At 42.3% G+C, this 21,540-nt stretch carries 20 protein-coding genes; 15 read left to right on the plus strand and 5 right to left on the minus strand.

Annotation, left to right across the window (positions count from 1 at the left end):
• Positions 1-181 precede the first annotated feature (181 nt).
• The 4 genes from purL to ABMY41_RS05260 all read left to right on the plus strand — a co-directional run bounded on the left by purL (position 182) and on the right by ABMY41_RS05260 (position 7,196).
• On the plus strand, positions 182-4,066 hold the full coding sequence (gene purL / locus ABMY41_RS05245) for a phosphoribosylformylglycinamidine synthase (protein ID WP_289096961.1): 3,885 nt from the start codon (positions 182-184) through the stop codon (positions 4,064-4,066).
• Positions 4,067-4,207: 141 nt separating this feature from the next.
• Positions 4,208-6,676: a YdbH domain-containing protein gene (locus tag ABMY41_RS05250; RefSeq protein ID WP_349274296.1), complete on the plus strand. Its 2,469-nt coding sequence runs from the start codon at positions 4,208-4,210 to the stop codon at positions 6,674-6,676.
• Positions 6,669-6,851 carry a YnbE family lipoprotein gene (locus tag ABMY41_RS05255; RefSeq protein ID WP_054551055.1) on the plus strand — a complete coding sequence of 61 codons (183 nt, stop codon included), beginning with the start codon at positions 6,669-6,671 and terminating at the stop codon, positions 6,849-6,851. The genes ABMY41_RS05250 and ABMY41_RS05255 overlap by 8 nt, the downstream gene beginning before the upstream one ends.
• A 9-nt stretch (positions 6,852-6,860) precedes the next feature.
• Positions 6,861-7,196 (plus strand): YdbL family protein, encoded by a 336-nt coding sequence (locus ABMY41_RS05260; RefSeq protein ID WP_054551056.1) that lies wholly within the window; start codon positions 6,861-6,863, stop codon positions 7,194-7,196.
• Positions 7,197-7,271: 75 nt separating this feature from the next.
• On the opposite strand, the gene ABMY41_RS05265 is transcribed toward ABMY41_RS05260, so the two are convergent.
• Together ABMY41_RS05265 and waaA are read right to left on the minus strand one after the other, a co-directional pair.
• A complete protein-coding gene (locus ABMY41_RS05265) occupies positions 7,272-7,814 on the minus strand; it encodes a DUF1415 domain-containing protein (RefSeq protein ID WP_287246107.1) in 543 nt (180 codons plus the stop codon).
• 37 nt (positions 7,815-7,851) lie between these two features.
• Positions 7,852-9,111 (minus strand): lipid IV(A) 3-deoxy-D-manno-octulosonic acid transferase, encoded by a 1,260-nt coding sequence (gene waaA / locus ABMY41_RS05270; RefSeq protein WP_349274297.1) that lies wholly within the window; start codon positions 9,109-9,111, stop codon positions 7,852-7,854.
• A gap of 153 nt (positions 9,112-9,264) precedes the next feature.
• On the opposite strand from waaA, the gene ABMY41_RS05275 reads away from it, so the two are divergent.
• From ABMY41_RS05275 to hldE, 3 genes are read left to right on the plus strand one after another with little or no spacing between them, the layout of a single operon-like run.
• On the plus strand, positions 9,265-10,719 hold the full coding sequence (locus ABMY41_RS05275) for a capsule assembly Wzi family protein (RefSeq protein WP_287246050.1): 1,455 nt from the start codon (positions 9,265-9,267) through the stop codon (positions 10,717-10,719).
• A gap of 31 nt (positions 10,720-10,750) precedes the next feature.
• Positions 10,751-11,341: an SIS domain-containing protein gene (locus ABMY41_RS05280; RefSeq protein ID WP_054560969.1), complete on the plus strand. Its 591-nt coding sequence runs from the start codon at positions 10,751-10,753 to the stop codon at positions 11,339-11,341.
• Positions 11,341-12,780, plus strand: coding sequence for a bifunctional D-glycero-beta-D-manno-heptose-7-phosphate kinase/D-glycero-beta-D-manno-heptose 1-phosphate adenylyltransferase HldE (hldE, locus tag ABMY41_RS05285; protein WP_289097015.1), 1,440 nt, complete (start codon positions 11,341-11,343; stop codon positions 12,778-12,780). Before ABMY41_RS05280 ends, hldE begins: the two co-directional genes overlap by 1 nt.
• Here hldE and ABMY41_RS05290 read toward each other — a convergent pair.
• Positions 12,770-13,492, minus strand: coding sequence for a 3-deoxy-D-manno-octulosonic acid kinase (locus tag ABMY41_RS05290; protein WP_289096957.1), 723 nt, complete (start codon positions 13,490-13,492; stop codon positions 12,770-12,772). The two genes, hldE and ABMY41_RS05290, sit on opposite strands and share 11 nt — an antisense overlap.
• Before the next feature lie 124 nt (positions 13,493-13,616).
• Between ABMY41_RS05290 and ABMY41_RS05295 the strand changes: the two genes are divergently transcribed.
• From ABMY41_RS05295 to glpG, 6 genes are all read left to right on the plus strand, one after another.
• On the plus strand, positions 13,617-14,675 hold the full coding sequence (locus tag ABMY41_RS05295; protein WP_287246057.1) for a glycosyltransferase family 9 protein: 1,059 nt from the start codon (positions 13,617-13,619) through the stop codon (positions 14,673-14,675).
• Positions 14,675-15,226, plus strand: coding sequence for a D-glycero-beta-D-manno-heptose 1,7-bisphosphate 7-phosphatase (gene gmhB, locus ABMY41_RS05300; RefSeq protein ID WP_287246059.1), 552 nt, complete (start codon positions 14,675-14,677; stop codon positions 15,224-15,226). The genes ABMY41_RS05295 and gmhB overlap by 1 nt, the downstream gene beginning before the upstream one ends.
• A 149-nt stretch (positions 15,227-15,375) precedes the next feature.
• A complete protein-coding gene (locus tag ABMY41_RS05305; protein WP_054560964.1) occupies positions 15,376-16,572 on the plus strand; it encodes a glycine C-acetyltransferase in 1,197 nt (398 codons plus the stop codon).
• A gap of 55 nt (positions 16,573-16,627) precedes the next feature.
• Complete coding sequence (gene tdh, locus ABMY41_RS05310) at positions 16,628-17,653, plus strand: L-threonine 3-dehydrogenase (RefSeq protein WP_054551064.1); 1,026 nt, start codon at positions 16,628-16,630, stop codon at positions 17,651-17,653.
• Between the two features lie 54 nt (positions 17,654-17,707).
• Positions 17,708-18,025 (plus strand): thiosulfate sulfurtransferase GlpE, encoded by a 318-nt coding sequence (gene glpE / locus ABMY41_RS05315; RefSeq protein WP_054560963.1) that lies wholly within the window; start codon positions 17,708-17,710, stop codon positions 18,023-18,025.
• Positions 18,022-18,837, plus strand: a complete 816-nt coding sequence (gene glpG / locus ABMY41_RS05320) for a rhomboid family intramembrane serine protease GlpG (protein WP_175078458.1) — start codon at positions 18,022-18,024, stop codon at positions 18,835-18,837. Before glpE ends, glpG begins: the two co-directional genes overlap by 4 nt.
• A gap of 41 nt (positions 18,838-18,878) precedes the next feature.
• On the opposite strand, the gene ABMY41_RS05325 is transcribed toward glpG, so the two are convergent.
• The gene (locus ABMY41_RS05325) at positions 18,879-19,283 is read right to left on the minus strand and encodes a flagellar basal body-associated protein FliL (protein ID WP_054551067.1); all 405 of its coding nucleotides are present in this window, start codon (positions 19,281-19,283) and stop codon (positions 18,879-18,881) included.
• A gap of 165 nt (positions 19,284-19,448) precedes the next feature.
• Between ABMY41_RS05325 and ABMY41_RS05330 the strand changes: the two genes are divergently transcribed.
• Positions 19,449-19,994 carry a chorismate lyase gene (locus tag ABMY41_RS05330; protein WP_289096955.1) on the plus strand — a complete coding sequence of 182 codons (546 nt, stop codon included), beginning with the start codon at positions 19,449-19,451 and terminating at the stop codon, positions 19,992-19,994.
• Positions 19,991-20,869, plus strand: a complete 879-nt coding sequence (gene ubiA / locus ABMY41_RS05335) for a 4-hydroxybenzoate octaprenyltransferase (RefSeq protein WP_289096954.1) — start codon at positions 19,991-19,993, stop codon at positions 20,867-20,869. Before ABMY41_RS05330 ends, ubiA begins: the two co-directional genes overlap by 4 nt.
• On the opposite strand, the gene ABMY41_RS05340 is transcribed toward ubiA, so the two are convergent.
• Positions 20,870-21,490: a 2OG-Fe(II) oxygenase gene (locus ABMY41_RS05340; protein WP_349274298.1), complete on the minus strand. Its 621-nt coding sequence runs from the start codon at positions 21,488-21,490 to the stop codon at positions 20,870-20,872. It lies immediately after the preceding gene.
• Positions 21,491-21,540: the final 50 nt, after the last annotated feature.

Genomic DNA, 21,540 nt, shown 5'->3' on the forward strand with positions numbered 1-21,540 from the left:
ATACAGAACAAGTACCTGCAGAGAAATAAAGACGACTAAGATAGTTAATTGTTGCAACCATAAAAGCGGTTATGAAGATTATTTAAATAAAAGCGTAATTTTGAGTTAAATCTAGACGTTATTTGCACTATAATATGCGCCTAAAATATCGTTCAATCCCTAACCCCGGATGAAAATACCTATGTTGATCCTTCGTGGTGCACCAGCACTTTCCGATTTTAGAGTTCAGAAAATTTTAGCGCGTTGCCAACAGGCACAACTTCCAGTCACTGACGTTTATGCTGAGTTCATGCATTTTGCTGATCTTACAGCCGAGCTTTCAGCTGATGAGCAAACCAAGCTGGAAAAACTGCTTACTTATGGTCCAACAATTGCTGAGCATACCCCTGCTGGCACGTTAATTCTTGTAACGCCGCGTCCAGGTACTATCTCGCCTTGGGCATCAAAAGCAACTGACATCGCACATAACTGTGGCTTAAGCCAAGTTCACCGTGTTGAGCGTGGTATTGCATACTACGTAGAAGGTAATTTATCAGCTGAGCAAACAGCTGAAGTTGCAGCGTTATTACATGACCGTATGACTGAAGCAACGCACGCGGATATGGCTGATGCAGCTAAATTATTCCGTCACGATGAGCCGCGTCCAATGTCATCAGTTGACATTTTAGGTGGTGGCCGTGAAGCGCTTGCTAAAGCAAACGTTGAGCAAGGTTTTGCGCTTGCAGATGACGAAATTGATTACTTGGTAGAAAACTTCCAAAAGTTAGGGCGTAACCCGAACGACATCGAATTATTCATGTTCGCGCAAGCAAACTCTGAGCATTGTCGTCACAAAATCTTTAACGCTGATTGGACAATTGATGGCATCGAACAGCCAAAATCATTGTTCAAAATGATCAAAAACACTTACGAGCAAAACCCTGAAAACGTACTATCTGCATATAAAGATAACGCAGCGGTAATGAAGGGTTCAGTAGCGGGTCGTTTCTTCCCGAATAGTGAAGGCGAGTACGCATACCATCAAGAGAACATCGAAATCTTGATGAAAGTTGAAACGCACAACCACCCAACAGCGATTGCGCCATTCTCAGGTGCATCAACAGGTTCTGGTGGTGAAATTCGTGATGAAGGTGCTACAGGCCGTGGTTCTAAGCCTAAAGCTGGTTTAGTTGGTTTCACTGTATCTAACCTACGAATTCCTGGTTACGAGCAACCATGGGAAACCGATTTTGGTAAGCCTGGTCGTATCGTTAATGCACTGGATATCATGACTGAAGGTCCATTAGGTGGCGCGGCATTCAATAACGAATTTGGTCGTCCTAACTTACTTGGTTACTTCCGTACATACGAAGAAAAAGTATCAAGCCATAACGGTGAAGAAGTACGTGGTTACCACAAGCCAATCATGCTTGCAGGTGGTTTAGGTAACATTCGTTCTGAACATGTTCAAAAAGGTGAAATCCCTGTCGGTGCTAAGCTAATTGCACTAGGTGGTCCGGCAATGAACATCGGTCTTGGTGGTGGTGCTGCCTCTAGTATGACATCAGGTCAATCAAACGAAGACTTAGACTTTGCATCTGTGCAGCGTGAAAACCCAGAAATGGAACGTCGTTGTCAGGAAGTTATCGATAAATGTTGGCAGCTAGGTGATGCAAACCCAATCGCTTTCATCCACGATGTGGGTGCAGGTGGTCTTTCTAACGCATTCCCTGAGCTTGTAGACGACGGTGGTCGTGGTGGTAAATTCCAACTTCGTGACATTCCAAACGATGAGCCGGGTATGGCACCACACGAAATTTGGTGTAACGAATCTCAAGAGCGTTACGTATTAGCTGTTGCAGCAGAAGACTTCGCGCGCTTCGAAGCAATCTGTAAACGTGAACGTGCAGAATATGCTGTTATTGGTGAAGCAACAGAAGAGCGTCACTTAACGGTTGAAGATAGCCACTTCGGTAACAACCCAGTTGATCTTCCGCTTGATGTTTTACTTGGTAAAGCACCAAAAATGCACCGTGAAGTTGAATCGAGAAAAGCACAATCGCAACCATTAGACGTTGCTAACATTGATGCTGCAGACGCTGCACAGCGTTTATTACGCTTACCAACGATTGCTGAGAAAACATTCTTAATCACCATTGGTGACCGTACGGTAACGGGTTTAGTTGCGCGTGACCAAATGGTAGGTCCTTGGCAGGTGCCAGTAGCAAACTGTGCGGTAACAGCCGCTGCGTTTGATACTTACCACGGTGAAGCAATGTCATTAGGTGAACGTACACCAGCTGCACTTTTAAACTACGGTGCTTCTGCTCGTTTAGCTGTGGCTGAGTCACTAACGAACATCGCGTGTGCTAACATAGGTGGCCTTGAAAATATCAAGCTATCTGCAAACTGGATGGCTGCAGCAGGCCACCCAGGCGAAGATGCGGGTCTTTACGAAGCTGTAAAAGCGGTAGGTGAAGAGCTTTGTCCGGCACTTGGTTTAACTATTCCTGTGGGTAAAGACTCAATGTCGATGAAAACTCAATGGGATGAAAACGGCGAGCAAAAATCGGTTACTGCACCATTATCATTGATCATTACTGCCTTTGGTCGTGTTGAAGATGTGCGTAAAACAGTAACGCCACAGCTACGTACTGATAAAGGTGAGTCATCACTATTATTAGTTGATTTAGGTGCGGGTCAAAACCGTATGGGCGCATCAAGCCTTGCACAGGTTTATAAGCAACTAGGTGATGTGACACCTGATGTTGATAACCCAGCACTATTAAAAGGTTTCTATGAAGCAATGCAAGCGCTTGTTGCTGATAACAAGTTACTTGCTTACCATGACCGTTCAGATGGTGGTTTATTCACGACTATCGCTGAAATGGCATTTGCTGGTCACACAGGTGTAACAGTTGACCTTGCTGGCTTAACAGGTTCAGACATCGAAGCGCTTTACAATGAAGAGTTAGGTGCGGTTATCCAAGTGGCAAACGCTGACTTAGGCGCAGTGAAAGCTGTTCTTGCAGACCACGGCTTAGCAGCTATCAGCCATGAAATTGGTTCACTAAACGATGATGACCGCGTGGTATTCACTCGTGGTGATGATGTGGTTCTTAACCACACGCGCACTGAGCTTCGTACGATTTGGGCAGAAACAACTTACCAAATGCAAGCACGTCGTGATAACCCTGAGTGTGCTAAGCAAGAGTTTGATGCTAAGTTTGACGCCAAAGACCCTGGTCTTAATGTAAAACTAAACTTTGACTTAAACGAAGATGTTGCAGCGCCTTACATTGCAACTGGTGCGAAACCGAAAATGGCGATTCTACGTGAGCAAGGTGTTAACTCTCACTTAGAAATGGCTGCGGCATTTAACCGTGCAGGCTTTGCTGCGGTTGACGTGCACATGAGCGACATTCTTGAAGGTCGTTTAACACTTGAGCAATTTAAAGGCTTAGTGGCATGTGGTGGTTTCTCTTACGGTGACGTATTAGGCGCAGGTGAAGGCTGGGCTAAGTCAATCTTATTTAATGAGATGGCGCGTGAGCAGTTCCAAAGCTTCTTCCACCGCGAAGATACATTCAGCTTAGGTGTGTGTAATGGCTGTCAAATGCTTTCAACATTGAAAGAATTGATCCCGGGCACTGAGCACTGGCCACGTTTCGTAACGAATAAGTCAGAGCGTTTTGAAGCTCGCTTTAGCCTTGTAGAAGTACAAGAAAACCCATCGGTATTCTTTAATGGTATGGCTGGTTCACGTATGCCTATCGCTGTTTCACATGGTGAAGGTCATGCTGAGTTCGCAAACGCTGATGCAGTTAAAGCTGCGCTTGAGTCAGGCACTGTGGCAGTGAAGTTTGTTGATAACTACGGTAACCCAACAACGCAATACCCAGCTAACCCGAACGGCTCACCAGAAGGTATCACAGGTATTACTTCTACTGACGGTCGTGCAACGGTGATGATGCCGCACCCAGAGCGTGTATTCCGTACGGTTGCTAACTCATGGCACCCAGATGAGTGGCGCGAAGATAGCCCATGGATGCGTATGTTCCGCAACGCTCGTAAAAACGTTGGCTAGAACTTAGTTATGTACCTAGCTATACAAGCTAGGTTCATACAAACCGTTTAAACTAAAAAGGCTGCACTATCATGTGTGGCCTTTTTGTTTATAATGACGCTAGTTGCTAGTAAGTGTAAGTTCAAAAGCAAGGAGAGTTTTTTGAGTTTTAAGCGAGCGTGTATAGGGTTACTAGGTATCGTGCTAAGCATGGTGCTGTTGGCGTACTTGTTCAGGCTACCACTGACATCGTGGTACTTAACGCCTATACTCAGTAAAAATGGCGCTGAGCTTCACTGCATTGATTGGTCATTGACCAGCCAGCTTGATTTGAATATCGAGAAATTATGCTTAACCTACCAAGGACAGCAAATTGAGTTAGCAGGCATTATAGCGAATAAGCAGCAGGTTAGTGTTTCTCGAGCCAATCTTATAATTAGCAATCAGACTAATAATCAACAACCTGACACTTCACAAACTGAATTTAAAAAGCTTGCCTTGGTATTACCCGAGCAAAGGCCGCTAATAAGCATTGAGCAGCTTGATGTAGTCTCACCGTTTACCGACACCCCTGTTAGGCTGGCGGTACAAGAAAAACGCCTAAATCATTTTACGATTTCACGGGATCTCAATGCTGACGTTGTAATATCTAATTATGAAGTCAAAGCCAACATCACGTTTGATGAGCAAGTGGCTGAGCGGTTCGTAACATTGCCAACAAGCAGCCATTTTACCACTCAGTCACAGATTAAGTTTGATGGAATTACAGTTGCAATTGAAAGCTCAATTAATGCAAGTTATCAGCATGCAATAGAACAGTGCGACCTAGGCTTTAACACTGAAGGACAATTGAGTGCTAAGTATCAATTAAATCAACAGCACTTATACGCGGATTTATCAGCTTTACAAAATCAGCTTAGCGCAAACCGAGATTGCTTAAACACCATAGCAGATCAACAGCATCAATCATTTATTGAAGCCCAGTTACCGCTTACTTGGCAGTTACACATTGAAAAACCAGTGAGTGTAGAAGGTAAAAATCTTTCAGCCCCAATCATAAAGCTGCAAGCTATAGAAGGGCAAAGTGAGGTGACAGTCAGTAATACATCCCTTTCTTTGCTGGATCCGCTCACATCCCTGAATAGCCAAGTTAGCATTGATTTTAATAGTAAAGATATAGATGAGCTTAAGCTCAACGCGCATTTGCATGAAAGCAGCGTTAGCGCTGATTTTCAACTGTCGTTGGATTCACTACCTGCATTTTTAGATTTTCAGGCTGATGGCGCTCTGGTTGAGGGGATTGGGGCTAAAGGAGAGCTAGATATCGATGAGTTATTTACTAGCCCGACAGCTAAACTGAATACCAATATCAGTGTTAAAAATGCCCTAATATCGGGTGCACAGATAGCTGATTTTAGCAGCGCAATTAACGCTGAGTATAATGCCCAGCAGCACCTCGTTGTTAAAGCCAATAGCAAGGTTAAATCATTAACTTATGATGATATTAACGCAGCAAAAATTAGCAATGAGCTTACTCTTAGTACAGATCTCAGTGTGGGGGAGTTATTTGCTGATATTGATGCCAAAACCACTGCCGCTAAATTATCAACAGCAGAGCTCACCTTAAATAAGTTGTCAGTTGTTTCAAAGGCTCTTCAAAGCCGCGCCTTGCAGGCAACGCATCATGTATTTGCAGATGGATTTGAAGCACTTGTTAGTCATCATATGTCTGAGGTTGCTCACCCATTTGAATTGGTGATACCAGAGCAGGCAGTATCCAAACTAAACCCGATTATTGCTCAGTTTGAGCCGCTTGCTACCGTCACTGATGGGGTCGTTTCAGGCATTATAAAAGGGGATGTAAATCTTCAACAAGCACAAGGGCGCGTGCAAATAAGTAAATTCAGTGCGCTATATAATGATTATCTAGCGAATGATTTTGCAGTGAATTTGAACGGCACGTTTAATTCAGGGCAGCTTAATATTGCAGCGACTAAATTTACACTCAATGAACTGCGCGCAGGTGCCGTGGTCAAAAATATACAAGGTCAGTTGCAGGTAACGGCTAATCAGCCTTGCGCAGCTAATCTAACTGGTCAGGTTATGGGCGGGGCATTTGTGGTGAATAAGTACTGCCCACTCAGTGATAACCAAACAGCGACTGTTAAATTTGAAAACATTGATGCCAGCAAATTGGTCACCCTTGATGCTGAATCAGGGATTAGCTTAAGTGGGCGCTTAGCAGGCACCTTACCCGTAGTAATAAGTAAACAGGGCATTGAGGTAAAGCAAGGGCAGTTAGTTAATCAAGGTGATGGTAAATTACTGATCACCAATAATGCGGGTTTTGACGCTGTAAAAGCGCAGCAACAGGAGCTGAGTACCACGCTGAGTTTACTTGAGAATTTAGATATTAAAAAACTACGTAGCAGTGTTAACCTCAAACCGGATGGATGGTTGCATTTAGGTGTTAATTTAGAGGGTTATAATGAAGCGCAGCAGCAAGCAGTGAACTTTAATTATAATCATGAAGAGAATGTATTTACTTTACTTAGAGCGCTGCGTTTAAGTGATGAAATTACTCAAAAAGTTGAGAAAGAGTATGCAAAAAAAGGAAGCAATGATGGCTAAGTGGTTAGTAATGCTGACGGCAGTAGGCATGCTGAGTGCCTGTACCCACCGTGTTGAGGTGGCAGCAAAAGAGCCGATTACAATCAACTTAAATGTAAAAGTTGACCATGAGATCCGCGTAAAAGTGGATAAAGAACTTGATACCTTATTCAGTGATGACAGCGAATTATTCTAAGGAGCACACATGCGTAAATTACAACTTAAAAAACTAAATGTGATCACCTTGATCAGTGCTGTTTGTTTATCTTTCTCTGCTTGGGCTATCAGCCTTGATGATGCAAAAAGCCAAGGCTTAGTGGGTGAAGACAGCTCAGGCTATTTAGGTTTAGTGGTTAATAACAGCGAAGCAAAAGCGGTCGTTGATGAAATTAATGCAAAGCGTAAAGAGCAATATTTAAAACTTGCGAAAAAGAATAATCTTTCGTTAGCGCAAGTTGAAGCCCTTGCTGCGGCAAAAACTATCGAAAAAACTAAGCCGGGTCACTACATTGAAGTGAACGGTGAGTGGGTAAAAAAATAGCTCACTAAATTTAATAGCTATAAAAAATAAAAAGCCAGCATTGCTGGCTTTTTATCTATTAAACGCCGGTAGGTGTTAGCGCTTATCTATGCAGTTTTGCAGCAGCTGCTGCCAAAAGTCGATGCCTTTGCGCCTTGCTAGTTTAATGTTGTGCTCTGGGATAGATTCGGGTTCATCGTAGCTGTCTAACGCTTCGCTCATACTGGCTTCGCGGATCAAATGCAGTGTTGGGTAAGGTGCACGATTCGTATAGTTTGCAGCATCGCTGTCATCGCTATCAGCAAACACATAGTCAGGATGAAAGTTGGCTATTTGATACTTACCTTCATAGCCTTGCGCAGCTAAAAGCGCATTGGCTAAATCGACTAAATCTAAGAACTCTTCAAAATCCTTAAAGCCTTGCTCAAAGATTAACAAAGTGGTTTCGCGCTCTGCTTGTTGGTCTAACGCGCTACATTGCTCAAGCATATCCATTACTGCATCATCAAGCGTAATAGACTGACTGATTTGATAATGAATGCAATTGCTTTCAACTTCTTTACGGGCAAACGGGCAGAAATTGTATTTTACGATTACGCTTGATACCCATTCGCGCATTTGTATTTCTGGGCGATTCATCGCTTGCTTTGAAGTCACATTATTTCTCTATTCTATTTTACTTTTCTAAGTAATGCTCAATTAAATTAACCGTTTTACTGATGGCGCCTTGATTGTTAGCAACGCATTTCGCAGCTTGTTGACCGAGCTTAATCGTCTTTTGTAGATCAGTGCTCAAAGCGATAAGTGTGTCAGCAAGGTGATTTTCATCGGTAACGGTTTTAGCTCCTTGAGCACTAATCAGCTCAGGATAAATATGGTCAAAGTTATAGGTATGAGGACCTGCTAATACGCCAACAGAAAACGCTGCTGACTCTAACGGATTATGGCCGCCTCGCTCGATTAAACTACCACCAACATAGCTGATGTTTGCCACACCATATAAGCATTGTAACTCACCTAACGTGTCAGCTAACACAACTTGTTGGTTGTTATAGTTATCTTCACTGCGACGACTAAAGCTCAAATTTGAGCTTTTTAAAACTTCAGCGACTTTATCAAATTGCTCTGGGTGACGTGGAGCAATAATCAAAAGTGCGTTGGGTAACGCTTTTAATAGCTTCTCATGAGCAGTTAAAATAAGCTCATGTTCAACAGGGTGAGTGGAGCCTGCAACCCAGATAAAGCGCTCATTGTTATACTGTTTTTTTAGTGCTGCGACTTTATTTAATTGCTCTTCTGTAGGCGTGATATCAAATTTAATTGAGCCAAATACGCGTGCCTTTTCAGGTTTTAAACCAAGTTCAATAAAACGTTTGGCATCATTTTGATTATGACTGGCCAGGTCACTAATAGACTGCATTATCACCTTAGTTAAAGGCATTACCTTTTGGTAGCCTTGCTGTGATTTAGCTGAAAGTCGGGCATTTAAAACAAGTACTTTTGTGCCGTATTTGTTGCTTTGCACCATAAGGTTTGGCCAAAGCTCAGTTTCTAAAATACACAGTACCTTTGGCTGGATACGTTTTAAAAATCGATTCGTAGCGAAGAAAAAATCAATCGGTAAATAACAGCAGCTAACCGCATCTTTAAAGTTATTCTTTATTTGCTCGCGACCCGTTGGGGTATTACAGGTTACTAAAATAGTAAGTGCTGGATTTTCTGATTGAACGGCCTTAATAAGCGGCGTTGCTGCTAAAACTTCCCCTACAGAGGCACAATGGAAAACAACATCGTGATGCGACAAATTCGAAAAGCCAAAGCGCTCAGCAAAATGCTCACGGTAACCCTTATTCTTTTTGCCACGTAAAACATACAGGTAAAAAACAACCAGTGGGCTTAGTAGGTATAAAAGTAAAGAGTATAAAATGCGCGCCATTGCTTAGCCTAAATGGGTAAAACGTTATGATAGCGTGGAACATACGCGATCTAAATATAAAATGTTAAAAACGGTTATCTCAAAGAGTTTTAAGTGTTTCGCTCTGGGTTATTTGGTAATATTTCGGTTACTTAAGAAATCAACGAAGCAGTTATGAAATTTAAAATGATAAAAGCCTCGGTAATTGGTGCTTTTTTTTGTTGCTCAATGCCTTTATTTGCAACACCAACCGCCTACTTACCTATTGGCATGGATGCACAGCTAGATCATCAATTAGATACTTTGTTTGCACTAACCTTTGGCACACCTATGACTAAACCCTATCGTTTAGCAGAAGTTGAGAAAGCGCTTTTGGTGCTTGAAAAGGAAAAGCCAAGGTTAGCAGCCGCTATTCGCTTTAAAATCAAACCTTATCAAAGTGATGATGCAGTAACTCGCGTTGGTGTAAAACTGCGAGTAGATACAGATAATTCAAAGAAAATTGCTAATCAACGCGGACTCAGCTCTGATGAGTGGGGACAAGGCTTTTTCGAAGGTATTTGGCGTGCCAATGATTATACGCTAGTACAAGTTGGTGTTGATTATCGAGCTAAAGAAAATAAGTTTGTAAATTACAATTCGTTTATCAGTTTTGCCGGTGAAGATTTGCAGTTGAATCTGGGTTATAAAGAACATTGGTTCTCGCCCTTTAAGCACTCTGCGCAAATCATTTCTACCAACGCTAAAACTGCACCCTCTATTTCGATTGGCATGGTAAAGCCTGCTCATAACTGGTGGAATTTTGATTTTGAATTGTATTATTCAGAGTTAGAACATGTTGATAATGGTATTCTTTATCAAGGTGAACTTCATAGTGGTACGCCTAAACTTGCAGGTACTCACTTCAGTATTGAACCCATTAGCGGTTGGAAGATTGGCCTTAATCGAATGATGCAGTTTGGCGGTGGTCCTCGTAAAGTAGATGCTGGTGATGTATTTGACGCATTTTTTGATCCCGCCGGAAATGATAATGTTGCTTTAGCCGGAAGCCCTGATGCGGAACTAGGTGATCAGTTCGCTTCAATTACAAACGTAATAAATTTTAATTGGGGATTACCAACTGAGCTTTATTTTGAATACGGCGGTGAAGATACTAAAGAGCACAAAAACTATCAATTTGGTAATGTTGCTTATAGTTTAGGGGCTTTCTTTCCTAAATTGACAGACTCAATAAGTTTTAGATTTGAACATACCAATATGCACAGCTTTTGGTATAAAAATTATATTTATCCTACTATGGGCAATACAGTAGATGGATTTGTTGTCGGACACTTTGCTGCAGATCAGCGCTACTTTGGTGACGGCGTACCGTCTGAAGTAAATGTTTTAGAAATGACCTATTCTGAATCTTTTCAGTCTTTATGGCGCGCTAAACTGTCGACTATTTCTAATAAAAGCAATTATGAATACGATATAGGTGGATTTAGCGAAGAATATGATGATGCTATTGAACTTCAACTAAGTAACACACGTCAATTAAATGAGCATACACTAGAGACAACTCTTACCTATGGTGAAGATGTATTTGGCGATAACTATACTTGGTTATCTGTTGCCTATTTTTGGTAAGCAAGCCGTTAAAACTTTTTAAGGAATATTTATGTCTAATCTTGATTCTGTAGCGGCAAGCTACCTCGAAAGTTTAAATCGTCATCAAATGTTATTTGAAACGATGGAAACCTACCACCCTGAAGTAATGCAACTACTTGAAGCTTGCCACAGTGCTTTGCAAGCAGGTGGTAAGGTTATTTGGTTTGGTAATGGTGGTAGCGCGGCTGATGCGCAGCATTTAGCTGCAGAGTTTGTTGTGCGTTATAAATTGGAACGTGGTCCACTTGCTTCTATCGCATTAACAACAGACACCTCAATTTTAACCGCTCACAGTAACGACTATCATTTTGATACTGTATTTGAGCGCCAAGTGCAGGCGTTATGTAAACCTGAAGATTTGGTGATTGGCTTAACCACCTCAGGCACTAGTCCTAACATCAATCTTGCACTGGCAGCGGCAAATGAAATCGGCGCCTTTACTGTGGCATTAACTGGCCGAGATGGTGGCAAGGTAAAAGATATCGCTAAGCTACCTATTATTATTAAAAATGATGAAACCGCGCGTATCCAAGAAGCGCATATGTTTATCGGGCATTGGCTATGCGAAGCCATCGATATGGTTGTAGCGGAGCAAAAGTAATGGATTTAGCGTTACTAAAGAACCTTTCAAAGGCACGTATTTTGGTCGTTGGTGATGTCATGCTAGATAGGTACTGGCATGGCGACTCAGGGCGTATTTCACCTGAAGCCCCTGTACCTGTTGTAAAAGTCAGTAAGTTTGAAGACAAAGCCGGTGGTGCAGCAAACGTCGCAAAAAATATTGCCCGTTTAGATGGTAAAGTGGGCCTACTCGGCTTAGTTGGTGAAGATGAAAGCGGGCAAATCCTCGAAACAATTTTAAGTTCAGAGAAAATTGATTCGCAACTAGTGAGTGTTTGTGATTTACCGACTATTTCTAAAATGCGAGTAATCAGCCGTCATCAGCAAGTTGTTCGTTTAGACCTTGAAGAGAGCTTTACTGAGCAACACAGCCAATTGTTATTAAACCGTTTAGAGCTGGTTTTAGATGACTACGATTTTGTGTTGTTTTCTGATTACAACAAAGGCTCACTGAGCTTAATTCAACAAATGGTTCAGGTTGCAAAGAAAGCAAGTAAAACGGTTCTTATTGATCCTAAATCATCTGATTTAAACTTATACCGTGGTGCCGATTACATAACCCCTAACTTAAACGAATTTAAGCTTGCTGGTGGTTTGACGGACTCTGAGCTAAACTTGACTGACAGCGCTCGTAAGTTAATTAGTGAAGCGGGCATCGCTGCGATGCTATTAACGCGCTCAGAGCAGGGGATGTCGTTAATCAGCCAAGCAGAAAAACATGACTTTGCAGCCCAGCAGCTCGAAGTCAGCGATGTTACTGGCGCTGGCGATACCGTAATCGCGACGCTAGCAGTGATGCTTGGTGCGGGTATGGCAGCAAAAGATGCGGTTGAAATTGCCAATCTTGCTGCTGGAATTGCGGTGAGTAAACTGGGTGCCGCAACCGTGTCGCCAGAAGAGTTGAGCCGTAAGCTTGGTCAATATTTGCAGCAAACTGGCGAGCACTACCAAACGCCGTTTGAAGATGTGCTTCAGCATATTGAATTTGCTAAGCAAAATGGTGAAAAAATAGTGTTCACTAATGGCTGTTTTGACATTCTTCATGCAGGCCATGTACGCTACCTTGCTCAGGCTAAAGCGCGTGGCGATAGACTTGTTGTTGGCTTAAATAATGATGAATCAATCACTCGCTTGAAAGGTCCAGAAAGACCGATTAATCCATTGGATGAACGTGCCATGGTATTAAGTGCACTGGCTTCAGTTGACTGGGTTATTCCATTTGGCAGTATTGAAGAAAATGACACGCCAGCTAAGCTTATTGAGCAAATTAGCCCTGATGTACTAGTAAAAGGCGGCGATTATACCGTTGACCAAATTGCTGGTGCCGATCATGTATTACGCCATGGCGGAAAAGTCGAAGTACTTGAGTTTCTTAATGGTTGCTCAACGTCTAACGTAATTAGCAAAATTAAGTCTTAAGCAATGCTTGGTAGTCACACACCAGTGACTGCCAATCACTTTGTTGCCAATGCATCACTTCATTACGGCCTTGCTCTTTTGCAAACGAACGGGCAAGGCGCTTAATGTTTTCTGTTTGCCAGCTAGCATGTGGCAGTTTGATTTCACCGCGGTCAAAGTCGATGATAAACACCTTCCCTGAATCATCGAACAAGATGTTATTGATGTTTAAATCTGCGTGATAGACGCCGTTATTGTGAAACTCGCTGAGAGTGACAGCTATCGCTTTTAGCTCAGACTGGCTAAGTGGGCGCGTGACTAAAATATCTAACACGCTTTTTGCGCCAGTTACAGCTTCGGTAATGATATCGCCGCGATAGATTAAGCCACGGGTGGTCACTTTTGCCGCGATAGGTGTAGGCACATTTAGGCCAAGCTCAAGTAAACGCATCATCAGTGCAAACTCTTTATAGACACGAGTTTGCTTTAAACCAAAATATAAGTACTGATCGCTCAGCAACTTACCTATTAAACCACCACGCCAATAGTGACGCAGAACGCCTGTAAGCTGTTGATGTTTAAAAAACCACGCTGTTGCGCGACCTTTTTTTGCACCAACGATTTTATCTTGTTGTTGCCAATAATTGGCATCGAACCACTGTGGCGTGAGCTCATCTTTATAAGCTGGATGACACAAAAGGGTGGTGCTTTGTAGATGCTGAGTTTCAAACATAACAACTTCAAGATTAAATAAAATTAGCGCTATCTTACCGTATTTTTAGCTTTTCGCATAAGTGCTTGCATTAGCATCAAGTTAATTTAAGATCGCATATTATTTGCTGTAGCTAAGGGCGCACGTGACTCAATCAACCTCCTATTCAGATATTTGTATTTTAAGGCTTTCGGCTATTGGTGATGTATGTCATGCCGTATCAGCAGTGCAAGCGATTCAAAAGGCACATCCGAAGGCAAAAATCACCTGGGTGATTGGTAAAGTTGAGGCCATGTTACTGGCTGATTTACCTGGCGTTGAGTTTGTTGTGTTCGATAAAAAGCAGGGCAAACAGGCTTATCAGCAACTAAAAGATACGTTCAAGGGGCGTAAATTTGATGTGCTATTACATATGCAAGTAGCCTTCAGAGCGAATCTAGCGGCCCGTTGTATTCCTGCAAAAGTCAAAGTGGGGTTTGATTGGGCGCGCTCAAAAGAGTTACATAGCTTGTTTATTAATAAGCGTATTGCCCCGCAATCAGAGGCGCATGTATTAGAAGGCTTTAAAGGTTTTGCTCAAGCAATAGGGACCCCTGATTACAAACCTCAATGGCAAATGCCAATTACTGAACAGCACCAACAAGCAGCCGATGCGCTATTAGGCGATGAGCGTTTAGCCGGGCGTATTTTTGTTATCTCGCCAGCGGCAAGTAAAAAAGAGCGTAATTGGTTACCTGAGCGTTATGCTGCACTTGCTGAACATGCTCATCAACAAGGCTTTTCGGTGGTTATTACTGGCGGCCCAACCTCTTTAGAAATTGAACTTGCCGAGCAAATTATCGCGCAGAGTTCGGCACCTGTGCTTAACTTAGTAGGGAAAACTCAACTAAAAGAACTGTTATGTGTTTTGAAACGTGCGGCGTTAGTGCTAGCTCCTGATACTGGGCCTGCACATATGGCGGTAACGGTAGGAACGCCTGTTATTGGTTTGTATGCCCACTCAAACCCAAAACGCACAGGGCCTTATCTGTATCAAGAGTATGTTGTTGAGGTTTATCACCAAAATTTACGTGAGCAAACAGGCAAAACAGCGCAAGAGCTACCTTGGGGAACACGCGTTAAAGGGGCTGATTTAATGGCGCAAATAAGTGTTGAAAAGGTGATTTCGATGTTTGACCACGTGCTAGATAAAGAGCAATTGTAATGAGCAAAGTTTTATTTTTAGACCGTGATGGTGTGGTCAATATTGATCATGGCTATGTATACAAACCCGAAGAGTTTGAATTTGTACCCGGTGTATTTGAGGCGTGCAAAGCCTTCACTGATGCGGGCTATAAAATTGTGGTGGTAACTAATCAGTCAGGTATTGGCCGTGGTTATTATTCAGAACAAGATTTTTCCAACCTCACTGAGTGGATGAAGGGCGAATTTTTAAGTAACGGCGTTACTATTCTTGATGTCTATTTTTGTCCGCATCATCCAAGCAAAGCAGAACCTGCCTATTTGCAAGAGTGTAACTGTCGCAAGCCTGCTCCAGGTATGCTTTTACAAGCCATTGATGAGCATCAAATCGATCCATCTCAAAGTATTATGGTTGGTGATAAGCTTGGCGACCTTATTGCCGCTGAGAGAGCCAATATCGCTACCCGCGTTTTAGTTCGTTCAGGGCAAAGTTATGCTGAGTCAACAGAACAACATGCCGATGTAGTCTGTGAGTCTTTAGCTGAGTTACCTGCTTTAATTTTACAGTCTTAGCAGGTAAGACCAGTTTTATTTCGCAAGCCTTAAGGTCTGCGACGAACTGCAAACAGTGCAATTGTTCGTCTAAGCTTTTACAATAGGCGCAAAATTTAATGTCATGCTAATCATTTCTGGTTAGATACAAGAATATGTGGAGATTACAGATGAGAGCATCTGCGTTTTTTAATCAGTTGCAGCAGCAAATTGATGAAGTGAAAGCTGAAGGCTTATACAAAAGCGAGCGTGTTATCACGTCACAGCAACAGGCTCAAATTGAAGTTGCCTCAGGTGATAAGGTCATTAACTTTTGTGCTAATAACTACCTTGGCTTAGCAAATAGCCCAGAGTTAATTAAAGCAGCTCAACAAGGCCTTGACGATCATGGTTTTGGTGTTGCGTCTGTACGCTTTATTTGTGGTACTCAAGATATTCATAAAACTTTAGAGCAAAAGATTTCTGAGTTCTTAGAAACCGAAGACACTATTCTTTACTCATCATGTTTTGATGCCAACGCAGGTTTATTCGAAACAATCTTAGGCCCAGATGATGCAATCATCTCTGACGCTCTTAACCACGCTTCGATCATTGACGGTGTGCGTCTTTGTAAAGCAAAGCGTTTCCGCTATGCAAATAACGACATGAGCGACCTTGAAAAGCAACTTATTGCTGCTGATGAAGCGGGTGCTAAAACTAAGTTAATCGCCACTGACGGTGTTTTCTCAATGGACGGCGTAATTTGTAATCTAGAAGCGGTTTGTGACCTAGCTGATAAATATGATGCATTAGTGATGGTTGATGACTCTCACGCGGTTGGTTTTGTTGGTGAAAATGGTAAAGGTACGCCGGAGTACTGCGGTGTACTTGATCGTGTTGATATCATCACAGGTACCCTTGGTAAAGCACTTGGTGGTGCATCAGGTGGTTACACTTCAGGTAAAAAAGAAATTGTTGAGTGGTTACGCCAACGCTCTCGTCCTTACCTTTTCTCAAACTCACTTGCACCATCAATTGTTACTGCATCAATTAAAGTGCTTGAGATGCTAAGCAATGGCGGCGAGTTACGCGCTAAGCTTTGGGATAACGCAAAGTACTTCCGTGAACAAATGGAAGCAGCAGGATTTACCTGTGCAGGTAAAGACCACGCTATTATCCCTGTCATGTTAGGCGATGCTAAAGTTGCCTCAGCCATGGCTGACAAATTACTTGCCGAAGGTATTTACGTAACAGGTTTCTCATTCCCTGTAGTACCTAAAGGCCAAGCACGTATCCGTACGCAAATTTCTGCGGCGCATACAAAAGAGCAATTAGATACCGCTATTGCTGCCTTTACCCGTATTGGTAAAGAAATGGGTGTTATCTAATTTTATTTCCTAAACCGAAGCTTTTGCTTCGGTTTTGTTTAATTGAGTATAAATCATGAAAGCATTATCTAAATTAAAAGCAGAACCAGGGATCTGGATGACTGATGCACCAAAACCTGAAGTTGGCCATAACGATCTGCTTATTAAAATCCGCAAAACAGCAATTTGTGGAACAGATGTCCATATTTATAAATGGGATGAGTGGGCACAAAATACAATTCCTACGCCAATGGTTGTTGGTCACGAATATGTAGGTGAAGTGGTTGATATGGGTCAGGAAGTCCGTGGTTTCCAAGTGGGTGACCGTGTTTCTGGCGAAGGTCATATTACCTGTGGTCACTGTCGTAACTGTCGCGCTGGTCGTGTGCACTTATGCCGTAATACAACAGGTGTTGGTGTAAACCGTGAAGGTGCATTTGCTGAATACCTTGTGATCCCAGCTTTCAACGCATTTAAAATTCCAGATAACATTCCTGATGAACTAGCATCAATCTTTGACCCATTCGGTAATGCAGTACACACAGCGTTGTCGTTTGACTTAGTAGGTGAAGACGTATTAATCACAGGTGCTGGCCCTATTGGTATCATGGCTGCTGCTGTTGCCAAACATGTTGGTGCACGTCATGTGGTTATCACCGATGTGAACGAATACCGCTTAGATTTAGCACGTAAAATGGGCGCGACTCGTGCTGTAAACGTAGCAACTGAAAAGCTTGAAGATGTAATGAAAGAGCTTGGCATGACCGAAGGCTTTGATATTGGTCTTGAAATGTCAGGTGTGCCAGTTGCATTTAACAGTATGCTAAACAACATGAATCACGGCGGTAAAATTGCCATGTTAGGTATTCCACCTTCAGATATGGCGGTTGATTGGAACCAGGTTATTTTCAAAGGTCTAATTATTAAAGGTATTTACGGCCGTGAAATGTTTGAAACTTGGTATAAGATGGCGAGTCTAATTCAGTCAGGCCTTGATCTGAAACCAATTATCACTCACCAGTTCTCCGTGGATGACTTCCAAGCAGGCTTTGATACAATGATTTCAGGCCAATCAGGTAAAGTAATCCTCAACTGGGATTAATACCGAGTAATTTGATAAGGCGGCTTTGGCCGCCTTTTTAGTTTAGAGAGTACTATGTCGTATAAACATATTTCAGTGAGCGAAACATTTGCGCTGTTAGATAAAGAAGAGGTTGTGATTGCAGATATTCGCGATCCCAACTCATTTCAAACGGGTCATATCCCAGGTGCTGAGCATTTATCAAATGCCAACATCAGCGAATTTATGATGCATAAAGAGTTTGATCAGCCAATCATCATCGTTTGCTATCATGGTGTGAGTTCTCAAGGTGCTGCGAGCTATTTAGTTGAGCAGGGGTTTGAAGACGTATACAGCATGGATGGTGGCTTTACAGCCTGGCAGACACAACTTCCGGAGCACATTGAACGATGATTGAGTTGGGTAGCATAAATAATCCTCGCGCCGCACAAGGCTTTATAGATTACATAAAAAGTAAGGGCTTACATGGAGAGCTGCGCTCGCAAGATGGACAAACTGTGATTATTTGTGTTGCTCCAGAGCACTTTCATCAAGCTCAACCTCTTTGGCAGGAGTTTGCTGCTAACCCTCATGACGAAAAATACCAACAAGCTTCATGGCAGGTAGGCAGTACGCAATCGCCTCTGTCATATCAAGGGCAATCCCTTAATTTAAAAGCTCGCTTTAAGGCATTAAGCTGGCTAAACCGTACGGTTACTTTAGTCTCGATAGCTATATTTATTGCCTTCTTATTAGGTGGTTTTGAAACTATTTACAGTATGTTGCAGTTCAACCCTGCACAGCCACTAACTTGGTTTACACCTGCCATTGTGCATTTTAGCGCTATTCATCTTATTTTTAATTTGATCTGGTGGATGACGCTGGGTAACGATATAGAAAAACGCAGTGGCAAATTAACCTTAGTGGGTTTATTTTTAGTGACGGCATTCATTAGTAACTGGGCACAGTTTTTAGTAGTTGGGCCTAACTTTGGTGGTCTAAGCGGCGTTGTGTATGGCTTACTGGGTTTTTGTTGGATTTACAGCGTAATGAGACCAACAGAGCCGCCACTAGTAAGTAATAGCATTGTCGGTTTTATGCTGGTTTGGCTTATTCTGGGCTTTGTAGATATGTTGCCTGTGAGTATGGCGAACTGGGCGCATTTAGCGGGGTTGTTGGCTGGTATGGCTTATGCTGTATCAGATAAGCTTTTATCGCGTAAATAATCGCGTAAATAAAAATGGCGGCTTATGCCGCCATCTTACAATTAATGATATAAATACTTAGTAAATAACACTTCTCGGACAATCTCTTGTCCTGTTTCTTGTTTTAGTAGTGCTTTTAGTTTTTCGGTGCAGCGTTTTCTGATTTCTTCGCGACCGGTAAGCGATTTAATGTTTTCTTCAGGCTCTTTTGAGAGTATTTCAACAATCGCATCACGTAATAGTGGAGTGTGATGTTCTACGATTGCGATATCAGATAGATCATTGAGCATGAGATCCACCGTTATACGAACATAGCCAAGCTTTTTATTACCTTGACCTATGTAGTTAGTGATGATGTCAGGCTCAAAACCAAAGTAGCCAACATTTGATTCAGCGCGTACAGACCAACTTGTTGCAGTAACAAGTAGCATGCTTATCAAGTAAATTGATAACAATGATTTTTTCATAGTTAAGAATATTCCACCCTTTCAATGATTTTTAGTCTATACCCAAATTCACTTAAGATACAGGCTGTTCTGCGTTTTTTAACCTTGCTTGAGATTAAATCATGACTTTTTCGAAACGTGCAGCAGTGATATCATTTGCACGGTTTTTAAAAATAATGAGTCGTTGTGATCACATTCCCAGTTTCATTAGCTGCAAATTGGCAGCCTGCTTCAGCATTTCCAGATTTGACGCAACAACAGCAAAGTTGGTTGCTTGAAGCTGGGTCATTAACAGCCAAGCTTAAAAGTCACTGTCAGGCTTTTTCAGTTGAAGTTTTAAACGAAGCGCCATTTGACCTAACCGCCGAGCAACAAGCGTTACTCAATACCTCTCTAAGTCAGGCATTAAATCGCGAAGTGTTACTCCTATGCGATGGTAAACCAATGGTTTATGCACAAAGCTGGTTGCCGGCAGATGATACATTAAAAAAGCAGCAGTTACTAAGTATGGGAACAAGGCCGCTTGGTGATGTTATTTTTCAAGACCCAAGCTTATCGCGTACAGAAATAGAAGTTGCTGAGTTTTCCCAGCAGCACGCTATTCAAGCTTTAACAGCTGAAATTGGCCTCTCTTCACAACCATTGTGGGGAAGACGCAGTGTTTTTAGCTTATCTAATGCTCATTTTCTCGTGGCTGAAGTATTCTTACCTGGAGCGTATATTTACCTATGAAGCTAGCTGCACTTAAGGTCGCACATATACCTTACTATAAACAGTTAATGCGTACCGATAAGCCAATTGGCACCTTGTTGCTATTATGGCCAACTTATTGGGCGCTGTGGCTTGCTGAGCTTGGCACACCGAGCTTATTAAATTTTGTGGTTTTCAGTTTGGGCGTCTTTGTGATGCGCAGTGCTGGGTGTGTAATTAATGACTTTGCCGATCGTAAGATAGATGGCTCTGTTAAGCGCACAGCCCAGCGACCGCTGGCAGCAGGTTTGGTATCAAGTGGTGAAGCTCTGAGTTTGTTTGTACTGCTTATTGTGGTGGCCTTTGGTTTAGTGTTAACACTCGGATGGTCAACGATATTATTGTCGTTTGGTGCCTTAGCACTGGCGTTTTGTTATCCATTTATGAAGCGCTACACGCAACTACCGCAAGTTGTGCTTGGTGCTGCATTCAGCTGGGCTATTCCAATGGCCTATATGGCATCGATTGGCTCAGTGCCATTAGAAGCCTGGCTCCTATTTACCGCGAATCTTGTTTGGACTGTGGCTTATGACACTATGTATGCCATGGTTGATCGAGATGATGATTTAAAGATTGGCGTTAAATCAACAGCAATCTTGTTTGCCAGCTATGACAGACACATCATCTTTTTACTCAATGCCTTGTTTATTACGATTCTTGCTTACATAGGTATGAGTAATCACCTTGGCTTGCCTTATTGGCTGGGCTTAGCTGCAGCGGTTGGTTTTTTACTTTATCAACAAATACTTATTCATAAACGAGAGCGAGACCCTTGTTTCAAAGCATTTTTGAATAACCATTATGTAGGGTTAGTGATTTTTATCGGTATAGTAGCATCCTTGCCACTGCCATTTTAATTACCTTGGTGGGTCGATAATGCCGCTGATTGAGGCATTTTTTCTGAACCAGCCCGCAATAGAGTAGCGTACATCGCTTGCGGGTAATACTTCATGCATAAAGCGTTCGCTTTCAAACATAACCAATAAGCCCGCTTGAGGTTTAATAACTATTTCAATGTCTTTACTTTTTGGTTTGTAGATCACCAATTCACCGCCAGACTCTGGCGTATTTAAGTAACAAACCGTTGTAAAAATGCGATTCGAACGGCCTTTGAAGGCATCATAGTGCTTTTTATAAAAGTCACCTTGTTGATACTTTGCATAATGGCATTCATAATCAAATAAGCCTAAATAGAAGTTACGGTTTAACTGTGTCTTTATTGCTTCCATGGTCGCCAGATAAGTAATTTGTGCTTGGCTAGAGCTATCAAACCAAAAGGTTTTATCTTTACGCACAGTTTTATCTATTTGTTGGTCGTTTAATCGGCCAATACCTGCGGTATGAAAATGCGGATTAATGCGATAGCAATCTGCTATTAAATCAGCAATTAAGCTTTCATCAATCGCGTTTTCAACAACAGCATATCCTGTACGTTCAATAGCATCTAAGTATGTGTCGGTAATAAGCGGTGCGGTCATTCATGTGCACAATCAAAAAAAGGTGCGTAAGTGTATATGAAAAATTCTGC

The organism is Pseudoalteromonas sp. BZA4, assembly GCF_040104395.1.
Lineage (GTDB): Bacteria > Pseudomonadota > Gammaproteobacteria > Enterobacterales > Alteromonadaceae > Pseudoalteromonas.